The organism is Campylobacter sp. CNRCH_2015_0338h, from assembly GCF_025772785.1.
Lineage (GTDB): Bacteria > Campylobacterota > Campylobacteria > Campylobacterales > Campylobacteraceae > Campylobacter_D.
The window spans coordinates 98,553-121,657 of sequence record NZ_JAKMST010000005.1 but is presented as its reverse complement, the minus strand read 5'-3'; the positions used below and the strand labels follow the sequence as shown (position 1 = coordinate 121,657).

Here is a 23,105-nt window from a genome sequence, read left to right as displayed (position 1 = left end):
TCTCTTTAGTAAATAAATCATACTTCAAAATAAAATTTACCTTTTATAATTGCTAAAATGTCTACACAATCACTAAATTCGCTATTATAAAATTTTATTTCTTCTCCACTCATAGTTTTAAGTATTATTTTATCAAACTCATGAAAATATTGAACTATAAGAATATTTTCTTTGTAATTAATGATGATTTTATCTCCATTTTCAGCATTTTTATTACTTGATACAACTAAAATATCACCATTTTTTGCATAAGGCTCTAATTCATTATGTTTTACTTTTAAAAAACACAAATCAAAATATCCCATACCATCAAATAAATGATTTAAAAATAATGATTTTATATTAAATGTTTCTAAATATTTTCCATCTATATAGTTTTTAACTCCATCACATATAGCACAAATACTTTCTTCTATTTTCTTAAATTCAAGTTTTTTACTTATATCTATATTGTATTTTTTAAAGGCCTCACTTAGCGTCATATCAGAATCAAAATATTCAAACCCTATCCCTGTTGCTTGCAAAATTTTCCATTTTGCACCTTGAGTAATGGAATTTACATTGTTTTCATAAGAATTGATACTACCTTTCGTAATACCTACTTTTTCTCCAAATTCTCTTTGGCTTAATCCGTAAGCATTACGCAAATCTCTTAATTTTTCACCTATCGTTTTCATAAAATATATTCTACAATAAAATAATTTTAAAGAAAATAAAAAAATTTAATGATAATTATTGACAATTTTTAGAAAATAAATTATTATTTTATGAAAATATAAAGGATAGTACATGCAAATTATAGAACCAAAAAACAAAAATTTTTTAACCCCTAAGCAATTAGAATGCGAATTTGGAATTAGTCTTAGTAAGCAATATAAAATGCGTATGCAAAAAAATCAAAATCAAGCTAACTCCTTGCCTTTTATTAAATTAGAAAAAACAATTCTATATAAAAGAAGTGAGATTGAAATATGGCTAGATAAAAACATGGTCAAAGGGAATTTATGAATTCTATAAAGAGCAACAAGCTACTACTTGATATTGTTTTTGAAAAGAATTTCAAGCAAGTAAATATAGAAAAACTAGAAAACATTGATTTTGAATGGTTGATAGATAGTTTTCTTGTAAAACAGTCTTTAGTAATGTTTTATGCTAGCGCAGGAAGCGGTAAGAGTTATTTTATGTTATATTTAAGTAAATATCTACTTGATAATAACAAAGTAGATCGTATATTTTATTTTGATGGTGACAATAATGAAAGAATATTGAAAGAGCGAAAAGGAAGTGAATTTTTAAAAAGTTCAAATTTTTATTATTTTTTTTCTAACAATACAAATAAGTTTAGTCTTTTTAGAGATTTAAAAAAAGCTAAAGATTTAAAAAACACATTAATTGTAATTGATAGTATTAGAAATTTTATTCAAGATGATTTTAATAAAGACTTTACAATGATTAAGGTTTTTGATGAATTGCAAAAAATAAGAGATAATGGAGCTACTATTATTTTTCTGCATCATCAACCAAAACAAAAACCAGATGAAAATAATAAAGCCTACAAAGGTGCAACAACTTTTTTAGATAGTGTGGATGAAGGATATTTTTTACATAAAAAAGATATTAAAGCAGACGAAGAGTTTGTCATTCTTTTAGAGCCTCAAAAAAGAAGATTTGCTACAAAATCTCAGGCATTTAAAATAAACACATTAAATTTAGAATTTGAATTTGTAGATTATTTAGAATTCGCAGAAAATCATAAAACACAAATTACCCTCAATCTCGTTAAAGAAATTCTTAATGAAAACAAAAATGGTATTTGTCAACAAGATTTAGCAAGTAAAATCAAAAAGAAAATTGAACAAGATTATGTAGAAATAGTAGGGAGAAATGCTTTATGGAAACTGCTAGATAAGTATAAAAACATTTATTGGAGTATTTTTTACGAAGCACAAGAAAAAGGTGGAAAGAAGAAAATTTTTAAGATATTGTAATTAATCTTGATTTGATAGTTCTTTAAGTAAAACTATTTGTTCATACTCAAGAACTATCACATGCTAACAAAAATCAAAATAACCTACCCTACTTTTTACCTCTCATATATTCAACAAACATTTCTTCAGTTATATTTTCCTCAACCACTCCATTTTCACATTTCCATATTTTCCAATCATCACCAATTTTCACGGGAAGGTAAAAAATATACCCTGTTTTTTCACTTGCATAAATATAAGCTTCTTTTAGCTTTTTAATTTTTTCTTTATATGAAATCTCATCTATATTTGAAGAACTACTTTTATTTACACTTTTTACTTCAAAAATATGAATTTTATTTTGCTTATCTTTAAAGATAAAGTCAGGATAACTTGTGTGTTTTCTTGTGTGATAATAATCAAATTTAATATTTGATTTATCTATGAAATTCTTACCAAATAAATAAACCAGTTCGCCTTCAACTTCTATAGTTTTACAACATTTGTTTTTTATTTTGCTAAGAATTTTAAACCATTTCTCTTCAGCTTCACTATCAAATTGAAATTCATCTTCTTTATTAGTCCAAATCCAATCATTAATTATAGCAGGCTTTCCATTGCTATCAAAAAAACTATAAATATCATCTCTTAATTGAACTTCAACTACATCTCCATATTTTTCATAATCTTCAACAACAGAACTTACTTTATTGCTGATATTATCTAAATTAGCATTAAACACAAACCATTTATTAAAATCTGTAACAAATTCTCTTTGCTTTTCTTTTACTTTATCACTATAAGATTGAAATTTTTTATAAGCTTTAAAAATAGACTCATTATAGTATTCTATATCATTGTTAATACAATCTGATATATCTATATCATCTAAAGCAACCTCTCTAAGAACAGTGATTTTAAATAGAGCAAATTCTTTAATTATTTCGTTTTCAAATAAACCTTTATTAATTTCACCCTTTAATTTTACTATTGTGCGTTTATTTTGATCTTCTTTAGGTTTTATACCATAAACATAAGCTGTACTAAAAATTTCTTGAGTATTTTTATCTAATTTTTCAAAATATGTTAAACAAGGATTACGCCTTATACGCCCAATAACTTGCTCATCAAGTTGTTTAGATTGCGAATTTCTAACTTGATAAAGCATACAAGCTCTAGGCATATCAAAGCCTTCTGTTATAACCATTTTAAAGATTACAACATCAATAGGAAAATCACTTTGTTTAATATAGTTTTGCCACAGGATTTTATTTTTTACTTTTTCTAATCTACTATTACTTTCATAGCCATTTTCTTTTTCTACAAAACATACCCATTTTAAATCTTTTTCTTTCAAAACTTTTTTGATGATTTCCATTTCATATTCTGCATTATTTTGATTAGAAATTTGTATTATAAAAGCAGGAACTATCCCTTCTTTATTATAAACTGCTTTAATGCTTTTAAATTTATCTAAAGCTTTGCTTAATCCACTTTCTAAATCTTCTTCATCTTCTATATATTCCACTTTTTTAATCAAATTTGCACTAACAGCGTCATTTTCTGATATACAAACATCAAATTGATCATTTTTAGGAGTAGCTGAAAAGTTAATAACTTGAGTAAAATAATTTGATAACTCATTTAGCTGATTTGTAGCTATATGGCTTTCATCTCTTATTAAAATTATTTTTTTACCTAGATTTTTGCAAGTTTCTAAAAATACTAATAAGCTTTTTTCTTTATTAATTCTACTTGCTTTAGTATATTGTGAGGTAGGTAAAACAAACACATTATGATTTATATCAATATATAGACTATATTCTGTATTTTTTGTATTTTCTGCACCACTACTAATGTAAAAAGGGTTTAATCTTGTAAAAGTATTTAAAGATAAATTTACAAAACTTTCAAAATTTTGTCCTGCTAAATTTCCTTTAGAGAGAGTAGAAACTATAAAAATAAAATCATCATCGATTTCTAGCATTTTATTCATCAAACTTGCCATCATGTATGTTTTACCACTTCCAGTGGGTGCTTTTAAGGTGATATTTTCTTTCCCTTGCATAGCTAAATTAAACAAGGAACTTACAACTTCATTTTGTAATTCTATAATTTCTTGTTTCATCATTCGCCTTCTATTTTTCTGCAAGTTAGCTCAAATTCTTTACATATCCATTCTATTTTATCACGGATATTTTCAAAAACTTTTCCATAAAGTTTTTCATCTATTTTTTCAAAAACTGAATGATCGCTTGAAGCAATACTTTGAATTTCACTAACTTCTAAGCTATCTCCATAAGAAGTATTTTTTTCTAACCATTTAAAATCTTTACTTTTATCATAACATTCTCCACTCATGATTCTTTTTAAACGCTTTGAAGTAACATCTAAGGCAATTCCATTTGGATTTGAATCTGTTATTTCATTATTAGTAACTAAAATAAATTGTCTATTACCACCATCTTGTTTGTTTAATTCCAAAACAGCATGTCCTGTAGTTCCACTACCCGCAAAGAAGTCTAGGATAATATCATCATCTAAATCTGTAGATATATCAATAATATGTTTAATTAAAGATACAGGCTTTGGTGTGTCAAAAATTTTGTTTCCAAAAATTTTTTGAATTTCTTTTGTTGCATCTGTTGTTGTTCCATAATCTGTAAATATAGTTCTCGTTTTTACTATTCTGACATCAACTTCATCAAAATATACTACTTCATATGGCGTTAGTCTACCTTTTGAATTTTCCTTCCAAAATATATGATCTGCATCTAAGTTTTCGGGTTTTTTTCTCCAACGTCCTTTTTGTCCATTTGGTGCCATAGGATAAAAATCATTATTATTTGGATCTTTTATTGGATAATAAAGACTGGGTGCATCTTCCATTAATGCTCCTATACCCCATTTTTCAAGTTTAGTTAAAGAAGCTTTTCTATTATTAATTATTTTATTAAAATTTTCTTCACTAAATTTTTCGGTTTTATTATTTATAATCCATGTATTTTTCTTATAACATAAAATATATTCATGCTCTTTAGCAAAATATTGAGAGTCTTGTCCACCTCCTTTCTTTTTTTGCCAAACAATATTTCCACAAAAATTTTCTTCCCCAAAAACTTCATCAAACAAACATTTAACATAAGCTTGATTTCTATCATCAATACTACAAAAAATAACACCATCATCTTTTAAAAGTTGTCTTGCTAGTATTAATCTTGGATAAAGCATAGAAAGCAAATTATCTCTTGTGATTGCATTGTTGTAATTAGTTTGTGCAAATTCACCTAAATCATCTTTTCCATAAGGTGGATCTATATAAATTACTTTAATTTTATTTTTGTAGTTAATTAAAAGATTTAAAAGAGCAGGATAATTATCGCCTATTATAAGTTTATGAGTAATTCCACCTTGATCAAAACTAAGATTTTCATTCTTTTTTAAATATCTTATTGTTTGTCCTTCGTTTTTCTCTAAACGCACATCAAAATGAAAACCTGTTCTTTTATAAGTCATGCCTAGAGCTGATATCTTTAAAACTTCTGTTTTGTTTTCTGCATTATCGATAAGTTTTATTAGAAAATCTGCATTTTAGTTTTCTAATATACCATTACTTGCACGATCTAAAATTTTTATTTTTTCTTCTTCTTTTAATTCTTGTAAGCTTTGCAATTCATTTCTTTCCATTTTACGCCTTTCTTAAATTATTATCTAATAAATTACTATTCATTTGTTGAGTAAAATCATGATATTTATTTTGTGAAATTATAATAAAAATACATAAGATAATTATTTAAAATATTTTTAGATATACATAAAAATTACAAATCATAAATTAAAAAAATAATCTCAAAAAATCATTTTTTCTATGAGCCTCGCAGAGAATATTTTGTTATTTACTTAAAAAATGGTGTCATTTTTTGGAGTAAATAGCTATCCTGCTTTTACTAAAATTTTCATCTTAATTTTTATATTTATAAGACAAAATATTTTATACTTGTAATTAAATAAAAATCAAAAAAAGGAATGTTATGAATTTTAATTATCCAAATATAAAAAAACTAGAATCTATTTTAAATGAAACATCATTTCATCAAATTTATAACTTATGGATAAATAAACAAATTTCTCACTATGCTTTAAAAATATTAGAAAGATGGGCTGAAAATTATCCAAATACAATCAAAACTTTAGGAATGTCAGATCTAATAACTTTGGTATTGCCACAGGAAAAAATGGAAATTGAAATTTTATCTAGTGCAAATTCAAAAAAACAAATAGAAAATGGTTTAACTACTATGGAAATATTACAAGAAGCAGAAATAGATTTGAACTATTATATAAAAACAAATCCTCAACTTTATTCTCCACTTTTTCAAGAAACCATGCAAGAAGATAAAGTACAAAAACTAGAAAAAAATATTAACGATGACTACTGGAAATTACAAACACAAATCATGGATTTACAACATGAAATAAAAAATTTAAATTAGTTAGTAATTTAGAACTATCAATAAATCACAGAATGCATAAATACTTAAAAAGTATGTATTGTAATTAATATAATACTACTATAAAATGTAGCTTTATTCTATTTTTATAAAAATTAAAAAGAGAATAAAAAGAACCAAAAAGAAAAATAAAAAATTTTCTTATTAAATTATCAGGATAAAAAGTTATAATAATCTCATCAGAGGAGGATAGTGGCGGAATGAGACCCTCTCCTTTGATTAACCTGCATTAAAAATTCTACAAATAGCTTTACTTTAAAATTTTGGCTTATTTTTTAATCTTCTTATTAAAATAAGAAGATATAATTTTATTAGAGGGGGATAGTGGCGTATTCGAGTGACCCTCCCCTTTTTATATTTTAAATAGGGTTCTTTTTGGGGTTCTTTAAAAAATATAAAAAACTGCAAATATCTAAAAATAAGCCTTTATAAATATTAGTTAAAACTCAATCGGACCATTTTTTATTTCTTTCGATCAATTCACTACATATATTTTAATAAATTTGTAAATTCTTGGATTTCTTTTTCTTGATCTAAAATGATTTTTTTCGCTATATCAGTGATAGTTTTGTCTTTAGAATAAAATAAAATTTGTTTTGAAGCATCTACCGCGCCTTGATGATGTGCTATCATCGCTTCTAAAAAGTCTTTGTTAATATTTTTGCTTTCTTTAACCGAGCTCATTAAAATCATTATTTTTTGCATTAACTCTTTTTCTTCTTGAACGAATTTTTTATAAGTTTCTTCATCAATTTGAGTTTTTGTATAAAGATTTTTATCTAGAATTTCTTGAAATTCTTGAATTTCTTTTTCTTGAGCTTTGATGATATTTTGAGCGATTTTTTTCATCTCTTCACTTTTTGTATGTTCTAACAAAATCTTAGATGAGTCAATAGCACCTTGATGATGTGAAATCATATTAGCTAAAAAATCTCTTTCTATGTCATTACTTTGTACTAAAGGATTTTTCATCATAGGTTCATGCATACTCATCATGATTTGTGATGAAATACTTCCAGAAGCTCCATGATGAGCATGGTGAGAATTTGCAGCAAATAAAGCACTTGCCAAAACTAAACTTGAAACTATAGTTTTTATTTTCATTTTTTTCCTTAAACTTTTAATTTAAAATCAAAAATATATAAAAATATCACAAACTAAAATTAACAAAAAAATTCAATTTTTTTTTGTTATAATTTATTTAAAAATACACAAGGATGGAAAATGCTTAGAGAACTACTTGAGATAAAAAAAGAAATGGAACCTATAATTCATGATTGTTCAGTAAAAATTCAAGTAGCCGCAAGAGAAGTAATCGTAAGAAAAAGAGAATATGAAATTTATGGGCCTATGATAGATAGAGTATATCTTGATAATGCCATTTATATTAAAATTTTTGGTAGTGGGCGTGATACAAAAAGCACAAAAGTAGATATTAAAAACGGCCTTTATATGGTGTATGTAGCTCCTGATAAACCAACTAATCAAGAAATCATGAATAAATTAAAAATTGCATTTGAAAGTATAGATAATAAATTCATTTCAAGAATTTTAGAACTCAATAGAAGAATGAAAGAAGTGATTAATAAAACCCAAGCAACCCTAGCAAAAGCATCAAATATGAATGTTTTAATAGAAACTAATCTAGGCGAAGCAAGTGCTGCACATAAGTTTGTAATCACTATCAAATATTTAAAAGATAATCAAAAATTAGAATTAAAAAATTCAAAATCTGCAGGTAGTTTTAGAGATACCAAAAATCACATCAACCTAGTAGTAGAAAAAAGCACTGATTCAGCTATATGTGAAAAACTTTTACATGATGTTGAAATTTATTTTATAGGAAATGGAAAGTAAAATCACTTTTTTACTCTCAAATTTGCTAAATGCGTCAAAGCCACCGCAATAGCATCTGTAATATCAAGTGGCTTGATATCTTTTGAAATTCCAAGCAATCTTTTCACCATGAAAGCTACTTGCTCTTTAGTAGCTTTTGCTTTACCTGTTACGGTTTTTTTCACTTGCAAAGGTGTATATTCTGCAAATTCTCCATGAGTTTGTAAAATTTTTAAACTCAAAGCTCCACGAAATTGAGCTAGTTTTAAAACCGTTTTTGGATTATAAGCAAAAAATATATCTTCTATAGCTACCTCATCAAATTGATGATTTTTAAAGATTAAATCAAGTCCTTCACATAATTCTGTGATTTGATACTGCAAATCATTAGGTTTGATTTTGATAAGCCCTGCTTCTATGAGTTGATTTTTATTATTAATTCTTTCTACAATAGCATATCCACAATACCTAGAACCAGGATCTATCCCTAAAACTTTCAAACTTTTCACCTTTTTATTCACATAGATGTGAAATTTAAATTTTTATGTGAATAATTTTAACCATTTTTTATAAAAAATAAGCTAGAATTTTAAGTTTTACATCATAATTTATAAGAAAAATAATGAATATAAAAGATTTTTTATTTGAATTTAAAACTGAAATTAGCAATAACGAATACAATACTTACATTTCTCACTTACAATTTAGTGAAAAATTAAGTAAAAATAATATCTTAGTATTTATAGCACCAAATCATTTTTTGGCTAAATTTATACAAACAAAATACGCACAAAAACTAGCTTATTTTTATGAAGTAAAAACAGGGATTAACCCTCAAGTTAAAATCATCACAAATGATCAAAAGGTAGAGAAAAAACATTTTTCTACAGATATTTCACAGATTAAATTTCAAAGCACTATTTTAAATCCTTCTTTTACTTTTGAAAGTTTTGTTGTAGGAGATTCTAATCAATTTGCCTATGCAACTTGCAAAGCTATTACCGATAAAAGTAAACTTGGAAAATTATACAACCCTATCTTTATCTATGGCCCTACAGGACTTGGAAAAACTCACTTGCTTCAAGCTGTCGGAAATGTGTGTTTGGATAATGGATATAAGGTTATTTATGCTACAAGTGATAATTTTATCAATGATTTTACTATGCATTTAAATAACAAAACCATGAGTAAATTCCATGAAAAATACAAAAATTGCGATGTTTTACTCATCGATGATGTGCAGTTTTTAGGTAAAACTGACAAAATTCAAGAGGAATTTTTCTTCACTTTTAATGAAATCAAAGAAAAATTTGGACAAATCATCATGACAAGTGACAATCCTCCAAATATGCTAAAGGGCATAACAGAACGCTTAAAAAGTCGTTTTGCAAATGGGATCATTGCAGATATCACTCCACCTCAACTTGATACAAAAATCGCAATTATCAAGAAAAAATGCGAATTTAATGCTATTTATCTCAAACCTGAAGTCATAAGCTACATCGCTACTTCAATGGGAGATAATATCCGAGAAATAGAAGGCATGATTACAAATTTAAATGCCCAAGCAAGACTTTTTAACCAAGAAATCACTTTAGAAATCGTTAAAAGCTTTATGAAAGATCATATTAAAGAAACAAAAGAAAATATTAGTGTTGAAGACATACTTGCTGATGTTTCAAAAAGTTATAATCTTAAACCTAATGATATAAAATCAAATAAAAAAACACAAAATATCGTTATGGCAAGAAGGGTTGTGATATTTTTAGCAAGAGAACTTACGACTATGTCTATGCCTCAACTTGCTAGATTTTTTAATATGAAAGATCACACCGCCATTTCACATAATATTAAAAAAATTCAAGAACTAATGAGTGAAAATGAAAACTTAAAAGCCATAGTAGAAGAATTAAGAAATAAAATTTTGACAAAAATAAAAAGCACCCTGTGAATAAAAGTGAAAAACAAAAAATTTTATTCTATAAGTAAAATTTCTATAAAAAAAGACTTTTAAAAAGCATTTCACATTTTCACATTGCTTATTATTATGATAAAATAAATTTAAAAAATAAAGGAAGTAAAAATGAAAATTAGCATTAACAAAAACACTTTAGAATCTGCCATAGTTTTAACTAATTCTTATGTAGATAAAAAAGACTCAAGCAATATCGCTTCTCACTTACTTTTTGAAGTGGTTGAAGATAAATTAATCATAAGAGCAAGTGATTATGAAATAGGTATTAATTATAAAATCAAAAAAATCAAAGTTGAAAGTGCAGGTTTTGCAACTGCTAATGCTAAAAGTATTTTAGATATTATAAAAAGTTTAAATAACGAAGATGTAGTCTTAGAAACCATAGAAAATTTCCTTTTTATTAGACAAAAAGGAACTAAATATAAACTTCCTATGTTTAATTATGAAGATTTTCCAAATTTCCCAAGCACAGAAGGAAAAGATAAATTTGATATTGATTCAAGTGGTTTAAGTAGATCTTTGAAAAAAATCCTACCTGCAGTTGATACAAATAATCCAAAGTATTCTTTAAATGGTGCTTTACTTGATATAAAAACTACTCACATTAGCTTCGTAGGAACAGATACAAAACGCTTAGCAGTTTTCACACTTAATAAAACAAATGAAAAAGAATTTAACCTTTGTATTCCCAAAAAAGCTATTTTAGAAATGCAAAAAATCTTTTTTGAAAAAATTGAAATTTATTATGATGAAAATATATTGATTGCAAAAAATGATAATTTTGAGTTTTTTACAAAACTTATCAATGATAAATTCCCTGATTATGAAAGAGTAATTCCAAAAAATATTACAAAGGAATTTATTTTTAAAACTGAAGAATTTATGGATGCATTGAAAAAAATCAATGTAATTACTGAAAAAATGAAATTAAATTTCCATAAAGATAAACTTGTATTTGAAGGTATTAGTTTAGATAATATGGAAGCAAAAACTGAACTTGAAATGGAACTTAATATAGATGAGGAATTTAATCTTTGCATTAAAAATAAATTCATCACTGACTTTTTAAATTCTATTGAAAGTGAAACATTTAAACTTAGCATAAATGAACCTCATATGGCATTTTTAGTTTCAAGTGAAGAATTACAAACTGTAATTATGCCAGTTATTTTATAAGGAAAATAAATGCAAGAAAATCAAAATTACGGCGCAGGAAATATTAAAGTTTTAAAAGGCTTAGAAGCTGTTAGAAAACGCCCTGGTATGTATATAGGTGATACCAACATAGGCGGTCTTCATCATATGATTTATGAAGTAGTAGATAATTCTATCGATGAAGCTATGGCAGGTTTTTGTGATACAATCAATGTAGAAATTACTACAGAAGGCTCTTGTATAGTAAGTGATAATGGTAGAGGAATTCCTGTGGGAATTCACCCTACTGAAAATATACCTACTTTAACTGTAGTTTTAACCGTACTTCATGCAGGTGGAAAATTTGATAAAGATACTTATAAAGTTTCAGGTGGTTTACACGGGGTTGGTGTAAGCGTTGTAAATGCTTTATCAAAAAAATTAGTTGCTACAGTACATAGAGATGGAGAAATTTACAGACAAGAATTTTCAGAAGGTAAAGTCACAAGTAATTTTGAAACCATAGGTAAAAGTAAAAAAACAGGGACAATCATAGAATTTTGGCCAGATGATCAAATTTTCGAAGTGACTGATTTTGATTATGAAATTTTAGCTAAAAGATTTCGTGAACTTGCATATTTAAATCCAAAAATTACTATAAATTTTAAAGATAACCGCGTAGGAAAAGCAGAAAGTTTTCATTTTGAAGGTGGTATAAGTCAGTTTGTTACAGATTTAAATAAAAAACAAGCTTTAACTAAAGCCATATTTTTCAATGTAGATGAAGAAGATGTAAATGTCGAAGTAGCATTGCTTTATAATGATAGTTACAGTGAAAATTTACTTTCTTTTGTAAATAATATTAAAACTCCAGATGGTGGAACGCACGAAGCAGGTTTTAGAATGGGCTTAACTCGTGTTATAAGTAATTACATTGAAGCAAATGCTAGTGCTAGAGAAAAAGATTCTAAAATCACAGGTGATGATGTAAGAGAAGGTTTGATAGCAGTAGTAAGTGTTAAAGTACCTGAACCGCAATTTGAAGGACAAACTAAAGGAAAATTAGGTTCAAGCTATGTTAGACCTATAGTTTCTAAGGCTTCTTTTGAGTATTTGACAAAATACTTTGAAGAAAATCCTATCGAAGCAAAAGCTATCATGAATAAAGCTTTAATGGCAGCTCGTGGTAGAGAAGCAGCTAAAAAAGCTAGAGAATTAACCCGAAAAAAAGAAAGTTTAAGTGTAGGGACTTTACCAGGAAAATTAGCTGATTGTCAAAGTAAAGATCCAAGTGAAAGTGAAATTTATTTGGTTGAGGGTGATAGTGCGGGAGGTTCTGCAAAACAAGGTAGAGAAAGAACTTTCCAGGCGATTTTACCTTTAAGAGGTAAAATACTCAATGTTGAAAAAGCAAGACTTGATAAAATTTTAAAAAGTGAACAAATTCAAAATATGATCACAGCTTTTGGTTGTGGGATCGGTGATGAGTTTGATATAGAAAAACTAAGATATCATAAAATCATTATCATGACCGATGCTGATGTGGATGGTTCTCACATACAAACTTTACTTTTGACATTTTTCTTCCGCTTTATGAATGATCTTGTAACAAATGGACATATTTATTTAGCTCAACCACCTTTATACCGCTATAAAAAAGGCCAGAAAAAAGAAATTTATCTAAAAGATGAAAAAGCTTTAAATGATTATTTGATCGAAACAGGTATAGAAAGTTCTACTTATGAGGGCATAGGATTAAATGATTTAAAAGATTTTCTAAAAATCGTTGCAGCTTATAGAAGTGTTTTAAAAGAATTAGAAAAAAGATTTAATGTAATTTCAGTGATTAGGTATTTGATAGAAAATCCTGATTTAATAAAAGCTTCTAATGAAGAATTATTTAAAGTCATAAAAGAATTTTTAGAAAAACAAAATCACAATATCTTAAATTCATACATCAATGAAAATGAAATTCGTGTATATGTACAAACTGAAAATGGTTTAGAAGAGCTTATCATCAATGATGATTTATTTGCTAATCCTTTATATGAAGAGGCAAATTATATTTATCAAAAAATCAAAGATAGAGATTTAAAATTTGATAAAGACATTTTAGAAATTTTAGATGAAGTTGAAAAAAATGCTAAAAAAGGTGCTTATATACAACGCTATAAAGGTCTTGGTGAGATGAATCCTGAACAACTTTGGGAAACAACTATGGATCCAAGTAATCGTCGTTTATTAAAAATTACCATAGAAGATGCTCAAAGAGCAAATGATACTTTCAACCTTTTCATGGGTGATGATGTAGAACCACGCCGTGAGTACATACAAGCTCATGCTAAAGATGTTAAACATTTAGATGTTTGATTTTTAAAATGAAAACTTTTTTACAAAATGTCCCAAAAGTAGAATTACACTTACACATTGAAGGCTCATTAGAGCCTAAAATGATGTTTGAATTAGCTAAAAGAAATAACATTGTTTTAAAATATAAAAGCGAAGATGAGATAAAAAAAGCTTATGATTTTTCAAATTTACAAGATTTTTTAGATATATATTATCAAGGTGCAAATGTCTTACAAACCAAGCAAGATTTTTATGATTTAACCTTTGCTTATATGAAAAAGTGTAAAGAACAAAATGTAGTTCATACTGAAATTTTCTTTGATCCTCAAACTCATACTACTAGAAATATACCTTTAAAAGATGTTATAGAAGGAATTTGGCAAGCTTTACAAAAAGCAAAAGAAGAATTTGGAATTTCAAGTTTTTTAATTGCTTGTATTTTAAGGCATTTAAGTGAGGATGAGGGTTTAAAAACTTTAGATGAGCTTTGTTTATATAAAGATAAAATCAAAGCCATAGGACTTGATAGTTCTGAAATCAATAATCCTCCTTTTAAATTTAAAAATTTATTTCAAAAAGCTAAAGAAGAAGGTTTTTTGTTAGTTATGCATGCGGGTGAAGAAGGAAGTAGTGAGTATATCAAGCAAGCTTTAGAGCTTGGTGTAAGTAGAATAGATCATGGTGTAAGATGTGAAGAAGATTTAGAGCTTGTAAAACAATTAGCAAAAAGTCAAATTCCACTAACAATGTGTCCTTTATCAAATATAAAATTAAAAGTTTTTCAAAATATGCAAGAACATAATATTTTAAAACTTTTAAAACAAAATCTTTGTGTTTGTGTAAATTCAGATGATCCTGCGTATTTTGGTGGATATATCTTAGAAAATTTTATAGCCTTAGATGAAACTTTTAAGCTTAGTAAAGATGAGGTTAAAAAACTTTGTATTAATGCTGTAAATGCTTCTTTTTTACAAAAAACAGAGAAAGAAAAAATTAAAAATTTAATAAAAGAACAAAATTAATTTATAAGGATAAAAAATGAGATATGGTGAAAAAGAAATCAAAGAATTTAGTGTAGAAAATATGGAAGTTTGGCCAAATGATGCTAAAAATGATTATGTGATTAAAATCACTTTGCCTGAATTTATGTGTTGTTGTCCACGTAGCGGGTATCCTGATTTTGCTACTATTTACTTAGAATATATTCCAAATAAATTAGTAGTAGAACTTAAAGCAATCAAACTTTATATCAATACCTTTATGTATAGAAATGTTTCACATGAAGCAAGTATTAATGAAATTTACAATACTTTAAAAGATAAACTTGATCCAAAATGGATAAAAGTAGTAGGTGATTTTAACCCTCGTGGTAATGTGCATACTGTGATTGAATGCAGATCTGATTTAGTAGTGCCACAAAATTAAATTTTTATTAAAAATAAAAAGATATATTAAGTCTTATTTTAAAGGAGGAAAATATGAAATTAAAATTATTTAGTCTAGTTGCAAGTGTTGCTTTGGTTTCAAATTTAGCTTTAGCAGATGAAAATTCAGGTTTACTTTTAGGTATTGATGCGGGATGGTTTCATACTAAGGTAAAATCTGATCTTGATCATAGTAAAACAAAAAATATTAAATATAACGGTGATTTAGAAGGTGATGTTCCTGTTTTTGGTTTAAGAGTTGGTTATCGTTTTAGTGAAAATCATAGACTTTATGGTGCTTATAATTACTCAAGTGAATTTAGTGATGTAATCAATACTACAAGATTAAAAATTGATGGAGAATTTACCACACATAAGTTTTTACTTGGTTATGATTTTACTCCAAAAATTTTTGAAAAAACAAGAGCAGTTTTAGGTGTATATGGTGGTTATGCAAGAACGGATATGACTTTAAAAACAAGCTTTTTATCTTTATCTCAAGACTTTGATGGTTATACGTATGGGGCAAAAATCGGTGCTTTATATGAGTTAAATCAAGCAAATGAAATTGAGTTTGGTTTTAAAGCCGAGCAAACTCATTACAATACAAGAAATTTTTATCAAAATATGGTAGGTTCAAACTTTTACGATCCTAAACAAACAAATTATGGTTTATATCTAGGATATACTTATAAATTTTAAGGAGAATTCATGCCAAAAGATGCAAATGGAACCGAGCTTAATGCAGGTGATAGTGTAAGTGTTGTGAAAGATTTAAAGGTTAAAGGTGCAAGCACTACTTTAAAGCGTGGCACGACTATAAAAAATATTAAACTTACAAACAAAGACACTGAAATTGAAGCTAAAGTAGATAAATTTGGTGTGATTGTTTTAAAAACTGAATTTCTTAAAAAAATATAGTAAAAATTCCCAATCAATCTTGGGAATTTTCTTCTTGATAAACACAATGTTTAAAAATAAATTGATGTTCCTCAGGCAAATTTTCAAATAAAGCATTTGCGAGTTGTCTTATCTCCCAAAGAGCTGATTTTGAGCTTCTTAGAGTAATAAAATTTTGCAAACTTCTTGCATTAATCGTTAAAGTTAATTCTGTTTTATAGCTTTCTGGTAAGCAGTATTTTGCTATGTCTAAACTAATGCTATTTTGCAAAATCAAACGCAAATTTTCTAAAGCTTTAATACTTGCATTATCTACTACTTCATTTCCAGTTAATACCAAGTATCTTTTAGCATTTTCAAAGTCATTTTCTTTAAATTCACTTTCATTTCTTAGTTCTTTTAAAGTATATCTTGTGCTTTTTACACTAGGACTAGTGTGGCGGTGTCTTGCAACTTCTTGTAAGCATGCTCTTGAAATACCTTGTATATAAAAAGTATAGTTTAAATGCTCTAAGGTTGAAGCATGTTTGAATTTATTTCCCACACGATCTATTAATTCTTTATCTTTTTCACCACCACAATCGCCTTTGTCAAAACTTTGCCAACATGTTCTTGTCGCATGAGAGCATACAGAAAGTGGAGTATGGTTTAATAATGTGATTTTCATCGAAAAATTCCTTCAAAAATAATTGAATTTTACACAAATGTTTATAAAAATAAAATTTTTTATTCGTTATAATTTCAAAAAAAGAAATTAAGGTTATTTTATGAAATTAAAACAAACTAAGTATATTTTTGTAACCGGTGGTGTTTTAAGCTCATTAGGAAAAGGTATAGCAGCAGCTTCTATAGCTACGATTTTAAAAAATTCAGGTTTAAAAGTAAGTATTTTAAAAGCAGATCCTTATATCAACGTAGATCCTGGTACTATGAGTCCTTTAGAGCATGGAGAAGTATTTGTTACAGATGATGGAGCTGAGACAGATTTAGACTTAGGACATTATGAGAGATTTTTAAATGAGAGCTTATCTCAAGATAATAACTTCACAACAGGTAGAGTTTATCAAAGTGTTATAGAAAAAGAAAGAAGAGGAGATTACTTAGGAAAAACCATACAAGTAATCCCTCATATAGTTGATGAGATAAAAGATCGCATTAAAAAAGCCGGAGTTGATAAAGATATTTTAATCGTTGAAATAGGTGGCACAGTAGGAGATATAGAAGGCTTACCATTTTTAGAAGCTATTAGAGCTTTAAAGCTTGAAGTGGGTAAATATAACGCTATTAATATTCACTTAACTTTAGTGCCATTTATCAAAGCAGCAGGAGAACTTAAAACAAAACCAACTCAACATAGCGTGGGAGAATTACGCCGTATAGGTATAAGCCCTGATATGATCATTTGTAGAAGTGAAAAATCTTTAGATAGAGAGTTAAAAGACAAAATAGCAATTTCATGTGGGGTTGAAAAAAACTGTGTTATAGAAAGTGTGGACGCAGCTAGTATTTATCAAATTCCACTAAATTTCTTAAAACAAGATATTTTAAATTCTATTGCAAGTTTATTAGATCTTCAAAATTTAAAGCCAAATATGAATGAATGGGATTCTTTAGTAAAAAGAGTCATCGCTCCAAGTAATGAACTTAGCATTGCTTTTGTAGGAAAATATGTAGATTTAAAAGAAAGCTATAAAAGTTTAACAGAAGCCATTATCCATGCAGGTGCAGCACTTGATGCGAGAGTAAATTTAAAATGGATCGATAGTGAAAAATTAGAAAATGCAAATATCGAAGAAAGTTTTAAAGATGTAAGTGGGATTTTAGTAGCAGGTGGTTTTGGTTACCGCGGGGTAGAAGGAAAAATCAAAGCCATACAATATGCAAGAGAAAATAAAATTCCATTTTTAGGAATTTGTTTGGGTATGCAACTTTCTTTAGTGGAATTTGCACGCAATGTTTTAAAACTAGAAGATGCAAATTCTCATGAGTTTAATCCAAATTGTAAAAATCCTATCATCTTTTTGATTGATGAATTTATTGACGCAAGTGGGGAAAAGCAAATTAGAACAAGTAAAACTCCACTTGGTGGAACTATGCGTCTTGGGGCTTATGAGTGTCATATCAAGCCAAATACACTTTTAAGTAAGGTTTATGATAATCAAAAAAGCGTAAAAGAACGCCACCGCCACCGTTATGAAGCCAATCCAAAATACAAAGAAATGTTTGAGAAAAATGGGCTTATTATAAGTGGGGAAAATGAAGGTTTAGTTGAGGCTGTGGAACTTAAAGATCATCCATTTTTCTTAGCAGTGCAGTTTCACCCTGAATTTACTTCACGCTTAGTTAGGGTTAATCCGGCTATTTTTTCTTTTATCAAGGCATCTTTAACAAATCATGCTAAATAAAGCCAAAATAAAAGAAATTTTACACCAGCGTTTTATCAATGATACACATGTAAAGCTTTGTGATTTACCTATGCCATCTTGTTTAAAAGATGTCTATAAGGGTGCTTTACGTATTAAAGAAGCGATTGAAAAAAATCAAAAGCTTGCTATTGTTGGAGATTATGATGTAGACGGGGTGATTTCTTGTGTGATTTTATCTGAATTTTTTGATGATATCGGATATGACTATGTGGTAAAAATTCCAAATCGTTTTAAAGATGGATATGGTCTAAATGAAGAAATCATCAATGAACTTAATGGGGTAGATTTAATCATCACTGTAGATAATGGTATAGCAGCTTTTGATGCAGCAGAGCTTTGTTTGCAAAAAGGAATTGATTTAATCATTACCGATCATCATATACCTCCAGCTACTTTACCAAAAGCTTATGCGATTATTAATCCTAAACAACAAGATTGTGAATTTCCTGATATTGAAATTTGTGGTGCTCAAGTGGCTTGGTATTTAGTTGCTGCTATAAAAGAAGTATGTAAAATTAATTATAATATGTGTAAATTTATAGAGCTTTTATCTATCGCAATTATCGCAGATATGATGGAGCTTAGAGATTTAAATAGAGCCTTAGTCAGAAAAGGCATAGAATGTATTAATGATTCAAAACGAGTTGCATTTAAAGCTATCAAGCAGTATTTTGGTAAGGATAAATTTGAGCTTGATAATATTAGTTTTTTAATTGCACCTTTGATTAATAGTGCAGGAAGAATGGATGATGCGATTATTTCTTATAAATTTTTACATTCTAAAAATATTGATGAGGTTATGGGTTATTTAGAACAAATCATTACTTATAATAATAGCCGTAAAGATGAAGAACGTGAGCTTTTTAAGCAGTGTTTAGAACAAGTTGATGAAAATGATCCTGTGATTATTGTCAATGGCCAAAATTGGCATGAGGGTGTTTTGGGTATAGTTGCAAGTCGTTTAGCAAAGCATTTTAACAAGCCTGCCTTTGTTTTTTCAGAATGTGAGCAAAAGGCTAAAGCTAGCGTTAGAAGCGTGGGTAGGATAGATATTTTAAATGTTATAGAACAAGCTAAAGAATTTGTTTTAAGCTATGGCGGGCATAAAGGTGCAGCTGGAGTTTTAGTAGAGCTTGAAAAATTTGGTGTTTTTAAAAGCAGGCTTTATGAAATTTGTCAAAATATCCCTAAAGATGACTTTTATAATGCTGATGAGGTTTTAGGTAGTATTGATCCAAATGAAGTTGATTTTGAACTTTTAGAGATATTAGAATTTTTTGAGCCTTTTGGGCATAAAAATCCAAGGCCATATTTTAAATTTGATAAGCTTTTTGTAAAAAATAAAAGAAAGCTAGGTAAAGATGAAAATCATATGAAGCTTATTTTAACTCAAGGAAATAAAACTCTAGAAGCTTTATTTTTTAATTTTGACTATGAGCCAGAGCTTGGAGAAAGCATTGATCTTATAGCTAGTGTTTCTAAAAATAATTTTAGAGGATTAATCACCCCACAACTTACTATAAAAGAAATTCTTAGATAATTCATTAACTTAGCTACATAGTTTTTATTTATAAATTTGCTATAGTATAAGTAATATAAAGGAGTAAAATGTTAAAAAATTTTTTATTATTAGTAGTATTTTTTAATTTTACTTTTGCTTTTGATACAAAAATTTTTATAGGCGATACTTATATACCTGAAGATTTTTATAAGTACGATAAAGACTTTAAAACTGCAGCTAGAAAGTACAATATACCGACGGCTTTACTCAAAGCCATAGCTTTAACAGAAAATGCAGCTTATAAGCATAATATCACTAGCAAAAATAAAAATCAAACAAGAGATTATGGCTTAATGCAAATCAATAGCATTCATTTAAAACGCTATGGGATTAGTGAGAGTGAGATTGTAAAAGCTAGTGTAAATATTGACATAGCAGCGAGATTACTTCATGAGATTATACAAAAACATGGCTTTAGTTGGAATGCTATTGGAAGGTATCATTCAGCAAATGATAAATATAAAAATATTTGGCTTGATAAAGTGATGAAAAATTTAGTTGCTATAGTTTTAAAAGATAGTAAAGATCTTTTTATAATGGAAAAATTCAGAGCTTTTAAACTTGCTTCTCTTTTGATAAATGTGGATAAAAAACAATATAGAATTTTATTAGCAAGTAATAATTAAAACAAGAAATTATAAATTTTCTTGTTTTAAAGCTTCTGCTTGGTAATAAGCGATTAATGGCTCGATGATCTCATCAAAAAGACCACCTTCCAAAATCGCATCAAGTCTATATAAAGTAAGATTTATTCTATGATCGCTAATTCTATTTTGAGGGAAATTATAAGTGCGTATGCGTTCGCTTCTATCACCGCTTCCAACTTGAGATTTTCTTGCCTGGCTTTCTTTTGCTAAGCGTTCTTGTTCTTGCATTTCAAAAAGTCTTGCTTTTAAGACTTTCATAGCACTTTCTTTGTTTTTATGCTGGCTTTTGCCATCTTGATTTACCACAACTATACCTGTTGGAATATGAGTAATTCTTACAGCACTATCTGTGGTATTAACACTTTGTCCACCATGACCGCTACTACGCATTACATCGATTTTTAAATCATTTGGATTGATTTGAATTTCAACATCATCAACTTCTGGCATAATAGCCACTGTAATAGCTGAAGTATGAACTCTACCTTGAGATTCTGTTTCAGGTACTCTTTGAACTCTGTGCGTTCCACCTTCGTATTTTAGCCTTGAATAAACTCCATTTCCTTTGATGAGAATGATAATTTCTTTAAATCCCCCTACACTACCCTCGCTAGAACTTACGATTTCGTATTTGTAATCACGATTTTCAGCATAGCGTATGTAGGCTTTTACTAAGTCTCCAACAAATAAAGAAGCTTCATCTCCTCCTGTTCCAGCACGAATTTCTAAAAATATATTTTTATCATCGTTTGGATCTTTAGGCAATAAAAGAATTTTTAATTCTTCTTCAAGTTGTGGCTTTAAGACTTCGAGATTTTTAAGCTCTTCTTTTGCAAGCTCCCCTAGTTCTGCATCAGATAAAAGAATTTTATTTTCTTCGATTTCATCTAAAGTTTTAAGGTATTCTTTTGCTTTTTCTACTATGGGTTCTAAATTCTTTTGCTCTTTAGATAGAGCTGTCATTTTAGAAATATCATTAGAGATATTAACATCGCTAAGAAGAGTATTTAGCTCATCAAAGCGTGTTAAAAAAGGTTTGAGTTTATCAGCTAACATTAAAAATTATGCTAATTTATTTACCAATAATGCTAATCTACTCACACGGCGTGATGCAGTTTGTTTTTTCAAAAATCCACGGCTTACCATAGCGTGAATGCTTTTATTAGCTACTTTTAGTGCATTTTGTGCAGCTTCTTTGTCATTGTTTGCTGCTGCTTCGCGAACCGCTTTTGTAATGTTTTTTAATCTTGTTCTATAAAATCTATTTCTTTCAGTTCTTTTGATAGTTTGTCTTGCTCTTTTTTCAGCAGATTTATGGTTTGCCATAATTTTCCTTTTTTATATAAATTAAATTGCTAATTATACAAGATTAAAATTAAAATTTAATTAATTTAAGTAATTTTAAAGTATCAATTAATCATATTCATGGCTTTTACTATGCAAGATTTTTGATCTTGACATTGATTTTCTAATTTTTCCGCAAGAGTTTCTTCATGTGTGACTGCAATAAAAACCATAATTACACTAAAAAGAGTAGTTAGAATTTTCATTAATTTTTCCTTTTTTAAATATTTTGAAAAATTATAAAAATTCTTTGTGGAAATAATGTGAATTTAATATTTTATATTATTTGTCTTTAAAAAATCGCGCAGTTTTTCGTACTCGCCATTTTCCAAATAACGATATTTTCCTGCTTTTAACATACCAAGATCTAATGCTCCAAAAGCTACTCTTTTAAGATCCATCACTTCCAAATCAAAATGCCCAAAAAAGCGTCTTAGTTCTCTATTTTTACCTTCATTAATGATTACTTTTAGCTTTGTATAGCCACCACTTGAGCCAAAAATTTCAAAGCCTAAAAATGGAGCAAAACTCATTGAGGTTATTTTGGTTTTAGCATGAGCTCCTTTTTTTTCATTTTGAATTTCTAAGCCATTTTGCATTGCTTCGATGACATTTTTATCTATATTACCTTTTACTTTTAGGTAATATTCTCTTTCTAAATCACTATGCATAAGCGCATCTGCTATCACAGGTGAATCAGTTAACAAAAGCAATCCCTCGCTTGCAAAGTCAAGCCTTCCCACGCTAAGCCAAGTGCTAAATTGTTTTGGCAGGGTATGATAGATGGTTTTTCTACCTCTATCATCTTTTTTACTAACTATTTCACCTTTTTGTTTATGATAAATGATGACTGAAAATTGTGTTTTTTTATGGAGTTTTTTACCATTGATAAAAACTTTATCTTCAGCATTTACACTATCACTTAGTAAGGCTGTTTTTTTATTGATTTTTACTAAGCCTTGCTTGATTAGCTCATCAGCCTCACGGCGAGAGTATTTGCTATTATGTGAGATGAATTTATTAATTCTCAT

24 protein-coding genes are annotated in these 23,105 nt (G+C 27.8%); 14 read left to right on the top strand and 10 right to left on the bottom strand.

Translation table 11 applies throughout. The annotated features are described in order from the left end of the window. Window positions 1-17: 17 nt before the first annotated feature. A complete protein-coding gene (locus L8X30_RS05035; protein ID WP_002871903.1) occupies window positions 18-677 on the bottom strand; it encodes a helix-turn-helix domain-containing protein in 660 nt (219 codons plus the stop codon). 112 nt (window positions 678-789) lie between these two features. On the opposite strand from L8X30_RS05035, the gene L8X30_RS05030 reads away from it, so the two are divergent. Both L8X30_RS05030 and L8X30_RS05025 read left to right on the top strand, forming a co-directional pair. Further along, complete coding sequence (locus L8X30_RS05030; RefSeq protein WP_263679314.1) at window positions 790-1,008, top strand: DNA-binding protein; 219 nt, start codon at window positions 790-792, stop codon at window positions 1,006-1,008. Next, window positions 1,005-1,988, top strand: coding sequence for an AAA family ATPase (locus L8X30_RS05025; RefSeq protein WP_214135434.1), 984 nt, complete (start codon window positions 1,005-1,007; stop codon window positions 1,986-1,988). Before L8X30_RS05030 ends, L8X30_RS05025 begins: the two co-directional genes overlap by 4 nt. A gap of 88 nt (window positions 1,989-2,076) precedes the next feature. On the opposite strand, the gene L8X30_RS05020 is transcribed toward L8X30_RS05025, so the two are convergent. Together L8X30_RS05020 and L8X30_RS05015 are read right to left on the bottom strand one after the other, a co-directional pair. Continuing rightward, window positions 2,077-4,095, bottom strand: a complete 2,019-nt coding sequence (locus L8X30_RS05020) for a DEAD/DEAH box helicase (RefSeq protein WP_263679311.1) — start codon at window positions 4,093-4,095, stop codon at window positions 2,077-2,079. Further along, window positions 4,095-5,483 (bottom strand): site-specific DNA-methyltransferase, encoded by a 1,389-nt coding sequence (locus L8X30_RS05015; protein ID WP_263679310.1) that lies wholly within the window; start codon window positions 5,481-5,483, stop codon window positions 4,095-4,097. The genes L8X30_RS05020 and L8X30_RS05015 overlap by 1 nt, the downstream gene beginning before the upstream one ends. Window positions 5,484-5,998: 515 nt before the next feature. On the opposite strand from L8X30_RS05015, the gene L8X30_RS05010 reads away from it, so the two are divergent. Then, window positions 5,999-6,460 carry a hypothetical protein gene (locus L8X30_RS05010; RefSeq protein ID WP_263679309.1) on the top strand — a complete coding sequence of 154 codons (462 nt, stop codon included), beginning with the start codon at window positions 5,999-6,001 and terminating at the stop codon, window positions 6,458-6,460. 501 nt (window positions 6,461-6,961) lie between these two features. Here the strand turns inward: L8X30_RS05010 and L8X30_RS05005 are convergent. Further along, complete coding sequence (locus tag L8X30_RS05005) at window positions 6,962-7,582, bottom strand: DUF305 domain-containing protein (RefSeq protein WP_263679307.1); 621 nt, start codon at window positions 7,580-7,582, stop codon at window positions 6,962-6,964. Window positions 7,583-7,702: 120 nt separating this feature from the next. Here L8X30_RS05005 and L8X30_RS05000 point away from each other — a divergent pair, with 120 nt between their 5' ends. Then, window positions 7,703-8,335: a hypothetical protein gene (locus L8X30_RS05000; RefSeq protein WP_257938969.1), complete on the top strand. Its 633-nt coding sequence runs from the start codon at window positions 7,703-7,705 to the stop codon at window positions 8,333-8,335. A gap of 2 nt (window positions 8,336-8,337) precedes the next feature. Here L8X30_RS05000 and ruvC read toward each other — a convergent pair whose 3' ends face one another. After that, the gene (ruvC, locus tag L8X30_RS04995; RefSeq protein ID WP_039619511.1) at window positions 8,338-8,814 is read right to left on the bottom strand and encodes a crossover junction endodeoxyribonuclease RuvC; all 477 of its coding nucleotides are present in this window, start codon (window positions 8,812-8,814) and stop codon (window positions 8,338-8,340) included. A 122-nt stretch (window positions 8,815-8,936) separates the two neighbouring features. Here ruvC and dnaA point away from each other — a divergent pair, with 122 nt between their 5' ends. From dnaA to L8X30_RS04960, 7 genes are all read left to right on the top strand, one after another. After that, window positions 8,937-10,265, top strand: coding sequence for a chromosomal replication initiator protein DnaA (gene dnaA, locus L8X30_RS04990; protein WP_263679306.1), 1,329 nt, complete (start codon window positions 8,937-8,939; stop codon window positions 10,263-10,265). A 132-nt stretch (window positions 10,266-10,397) separates the two neighbouring features. Further along, window positions 10,398-11,465, top strand: coding sequence for a DNA polymerase III subunit beta (dnaN, locus tag L8X30_RS04985; RefSeq protein WP_263679305.1), 1,068 nt, complete (start codon window positions 10,398-10,400; stop codon window positions 11,463-11,465). A gap of 9 nt (window positions 11,466-11,474) precedes the next feature. After that, entirely contained in the window at window positions 11,475-13,793 is a 2,319-nt protein-coding gene (gene gyrB / locus L8X30_RS04980) for a DNA topoisomerase (ATP-hydrolyzing) subunit B (RefSeq protein WP_263679304.1), read from the top strand. 8 nt (window positions 13,794-13,801) lie between these two features. Next, a complete protein-coding gene (locus L8X30_RS04975; protein ID WP_263679302.1) occupies window positions 13,802-14,794 on the top strand; it encodes an adenosine deaminase in 993 nt (330 codons plus the stop codon). A 16-nt stretch (window positions 14,795-14,810) separates the two neighbouring features. Next, window positions 14,811-15,197 (top strand): preQ(1) synthase, encoded by a 387-nt coding sequence (gene queF, locus L8X30_RS04970; RefSeq protein ID WP_263663678.1) that lies wholly within the window; start codon window positions 14,811-14,813, stop codon window positions 15,195-15,197. Window positions 15,198-15,250: 53 nt separating this feature from the next. After that, window positions 15,251-15,898, top strand: coding sequence for a porin family protein (locus L8X30_RS04965; RefSeq protein WP_263679300.1), 648 nt, complete (start codon window positions 15,251-15,253; stop codon window positions 15,896-15,898). Between the two features lie 9 nt (window positions 15,899-15,907). Beyond that, window positions 15,908-16,117, top strand: coding sequence for an alkylphosphonate utilization protein (locus tag L8X30_RS04960; protein WP_039617052.1), 210 nt, complete (start codon window positions 15,908-15,910; stop codon window positions 16,115-16,117). Window positions 16,118-16,130: 13 nt separating this feature from the next. Here the strand turns inward: L8X30_RS04960 and thyX are convergent, their stop codons facing one another. Continuing rightward, the gene (gene thyX, locus L8X30_RS04955; RefSeq protein ID WP_039617054.1) at window positions 16,131-16,763 is read right to left on the bottom strand and encodes an FAD-dependent thymidylate synthase; all 633 of its coding nucleotides are present in this window, start codon (window positions 16,761-16,763) and stop codon (window positions 16,131-16,133) included. Between the two features lie 100 nt (window positions 16,764-16,863). Between thyX and L8X30_RS04950 the strand changes: the two genes are divergently transcribed. The 3 genes from L8X30_RS04950 (at window position 16,864) to L8X30_RS04940 (ending at window position 20,709) form a co-directional block, all read left to right on the top strand. Beyond that, entirely contained in the window at window positions 16,864-18,501 is a 1,638-nt protein-coding gene (locus L8X30_RS04950; protein ID WP_087699096.1) for a CTP synthase, read from the top strand. Next, window positions 18,491-20,062 (top strand): single-stranded-DNA-specific exonuclease RecJ, encoded by a 1,572-nt coding sequence (recJ, locus tag L8X30_RS04945; protein ID WP_263679299.1) that lies wholly within the window; start codon window positions 18,491-18,493, stop codon window positions 20,060-20,062. The genes L8X30_RS04950 and recJ overlap by 11 nt, the downstream gene beginning before the upstream one ends. A 68-nt stretch (window positions 20,063-20,130) precedes the next feature. Beyond that, the gene (locus L8X30_RS04940; RefSeq protein WP_263679297.1) at window positions 20,131-20,709 is read left to right on the top strand and encodes a lytic transglycosylase domain-containing protein; all 579 of its coding nucleotides are present in this window, start codon (window positions 20,131-20,133) and stop codon (window positions 20,707-20,709) included. A 9-nt stretch (window positions 20,710-20,718) separates the two neighbouring features. Here L8X30_RS04940 and prfA read toward each other — a convergent pair whose 3' ends face one another. The 4 genes from prfA to L8X30_RS04920 all read right to left on the bottom strand — a co-directional run bounded on the left by prfA (window position 20,719) and on the right by L8X30_RS04920 (window position 23,105). Continuing rightward, window positions 20,719-21,786 carry a peptide chain release factor 1 gene (gene prfA, locus L8X30_RS04935; protein WP_263679296.1) on the bottom strand — a complete coding sequence of 356 codons (1,068 nt, stop codon included), beginning with the start codon at window positions 21,784-21,786 and terminating at the stop codon, window positions 20,719-20,721. A 6-nt stretch (window positions 21,787-21,792) separates the two neighbouring features. Next, entirely contained in the window at window positions 21,793-22,056 is a 264-nt protein-coding gene (gene rpsT, locus L8X30_RS04930; protein ID WP_039617063.1) for a 30S ribosomal protein S20, read from the bottom strand. A gap of 83 nt (window positions 22,057-22,139) precedes the next feature. Further along, entirely contained in the window at window positions 22,140-22,280 is a 141-nt protein-coding gene (locus L8X30_RS04925; protein ID WP_257396458.1) for a hypothetical protein, read from the bottom strand. A gap of 63 nt (window positions 22,281-22,343) precedes the next feature. Further along, window positions 22,344-23,105, bottom strand: a complete 762-nt coding sequence (locus tag L8X30_RS04920; protein WP_263679295.1) for a pseudouridine synthase — start codon at window positions 23,103-23,105, stop codon at window positions 22,344-22,346.

Excerpts from the sequence above, each read along its gene's own strand:
- L8X30_RS04920 (WP_263679295.1), bottom strand. The coding sequence starts at position 23,105 with ATGAGAATTAATAAATTCATCTCACATAATAGCAAATACTCTCGCCGT.
- L8X30_RS04925 (WP_257396458.1), bottom strand. The coding sequence starts at position 22,280 with ATGAAAATTCTAACTACTCTTTTTAGTGTAATTATGGTTTTTATTGCA.
- L8X30_RS04960 (WP_039617052.1), top strand. The coding sequence starts at position 15,908 with ATGCCAAAAGATGCAAATGGAACCGAGCTTAATGCAGGTGATAGTGTA.
- L8X30_RS05020 (WP_263679311.1), bottom strand. The coding sequence starts at position 4,095 with ATGAAACAAGAAATTATAGAATTACAAAATGAAGTTGTAAGTTCCTTG.
- rpsT (WP_039617063.1), bottom strand. The coding sequence starts at position 22,056 with ATGGCAAACCATAAATCTGCTGAAAAAAGAGCAAGACAAACTATCAAA.
- L8X30_RS05015 (WP_263679310.1), bottom strand. The coding sequence starts at position 5,483 with ATGACTTATAAAAGAACAGGTTTTCATTTTGATGTGCGTTTAGAGAAA.
- L8X30_RS05005 (WP_263679307.1), bottom strand. The coding sequence starts at position 7,582 with ATGAAAATAAAAACTATAGTTTCAAGTTTAGTTTTGGCAAGTGCTTTA.
- dnaN (WP_263679305.1), top strand. The coding sequence starts at position 10,398 with ATGAAAATTAGCATTAACAAAAACACTTTAGAATCTGCCATAGTTTTA.
- L8X30_RS05035 (WP_002871903.1), bottom strand. The coding sequence starts at position 677 with ATGAAAACGATAGGTGAAAAATTAAGAGATTTGCGTAATGCTTACGGA.
- L8X30_RS05030 (WP_263679314.1), top strand. The coding sequence starts at position 790 with ATGCAAATTATAGAACCAAAAAACAAAAATTTTTTAACCCCTAAGCAA.
- thyX (WP_039617054.1), bottom strand. The coding sequence starts at position 16,763 with ATGAAAATCACATTATTAAACCATACTCCACTTTCTGTATGCTCTCAT.
- L8X30_RS04940 (WP_263679297.1), top strand. The coding sequence starts at position 20,131 with ATGTTAAAAAATTTTTTATTATTAGTAGTATTTTTTAATTTTACTTTT.
- recJ (WP_263679299.1), top strand. The coding sequence starts at position 18,491 with ATGCTAAATAAAGCCAAAATAAAAGAAATTTTACACCAGCGTTTTATC.
- prfA (WP_263679296.1), bottom strand. The coding sequence starts at position 21,786 with ATGTTAGCTGATAAACTCAAACCTTTTTTAACACGCTTTGATGAGCTA.
- L8X30_RS05010 (WP_263679309.1), top strand. The coding sequence starts at position 5,999 with ATGAATTTTAATTATCCAAATATAAAAAAACTAGAATCTATTTTAAAT.
- queF (WP_263663678.1), top strand. The coding sequence starts at position 14,811 with ATGAGATATGGTGAAAAAGAAATCAAAGAATTTAGTGTAGAAAATATG.
- gyrB (WP_263679304.1), top strand. The coding sequence starts at position 11,475 with ATGCAAGAAAATCAAAATTACGGCGCAGGAAATATTAAAGTTTTAAAA.
- L8X30_RS04965 (WP_263679300.1), top strand. The coding sequence starts at position 15,251 with ATGAAATTAAAATTATTTAGTCTAGTTGCAAGTGTTGCTTTGGTTTCA.
- dnaA (WP_263679306.1), top strand. The coding sequence starts at position 8,937 with ATGAATATAAAAGATTTTTTATTTGAATTTAAAACTGAAATTAGCAAT.
- L8X30_RS05025 (WP_214135434.1), top strand. The coding sequence starts at position 1,005 with ATGAATTCTATAAAGAGCAACAAGCTACTACTTGATATTGTTTTTGAA.
- L8X30_RS04975 (WP_263679302.1), top strand. The coding sequence starts at position 13,802 with ATGAAAACTTTTTTACAAAATGTCCCAAAAGTAGAATTACACTTACAC.
- L8X30_RS04950 (WP_087699096.1), top strand. The coding sequence starts at position 16,864 with ATGAAATTAAAACAAACTAAGTATATTTTTGTAACCGGTGGTGTTTTA.
- L8X30_RS05000 (WP_257938969.1), top strand. The coding sequence starts at position 7,703 with ATGCTTAGAGAACTACTTGAGATAAAAAAAGAAATGGAACCTATAATT.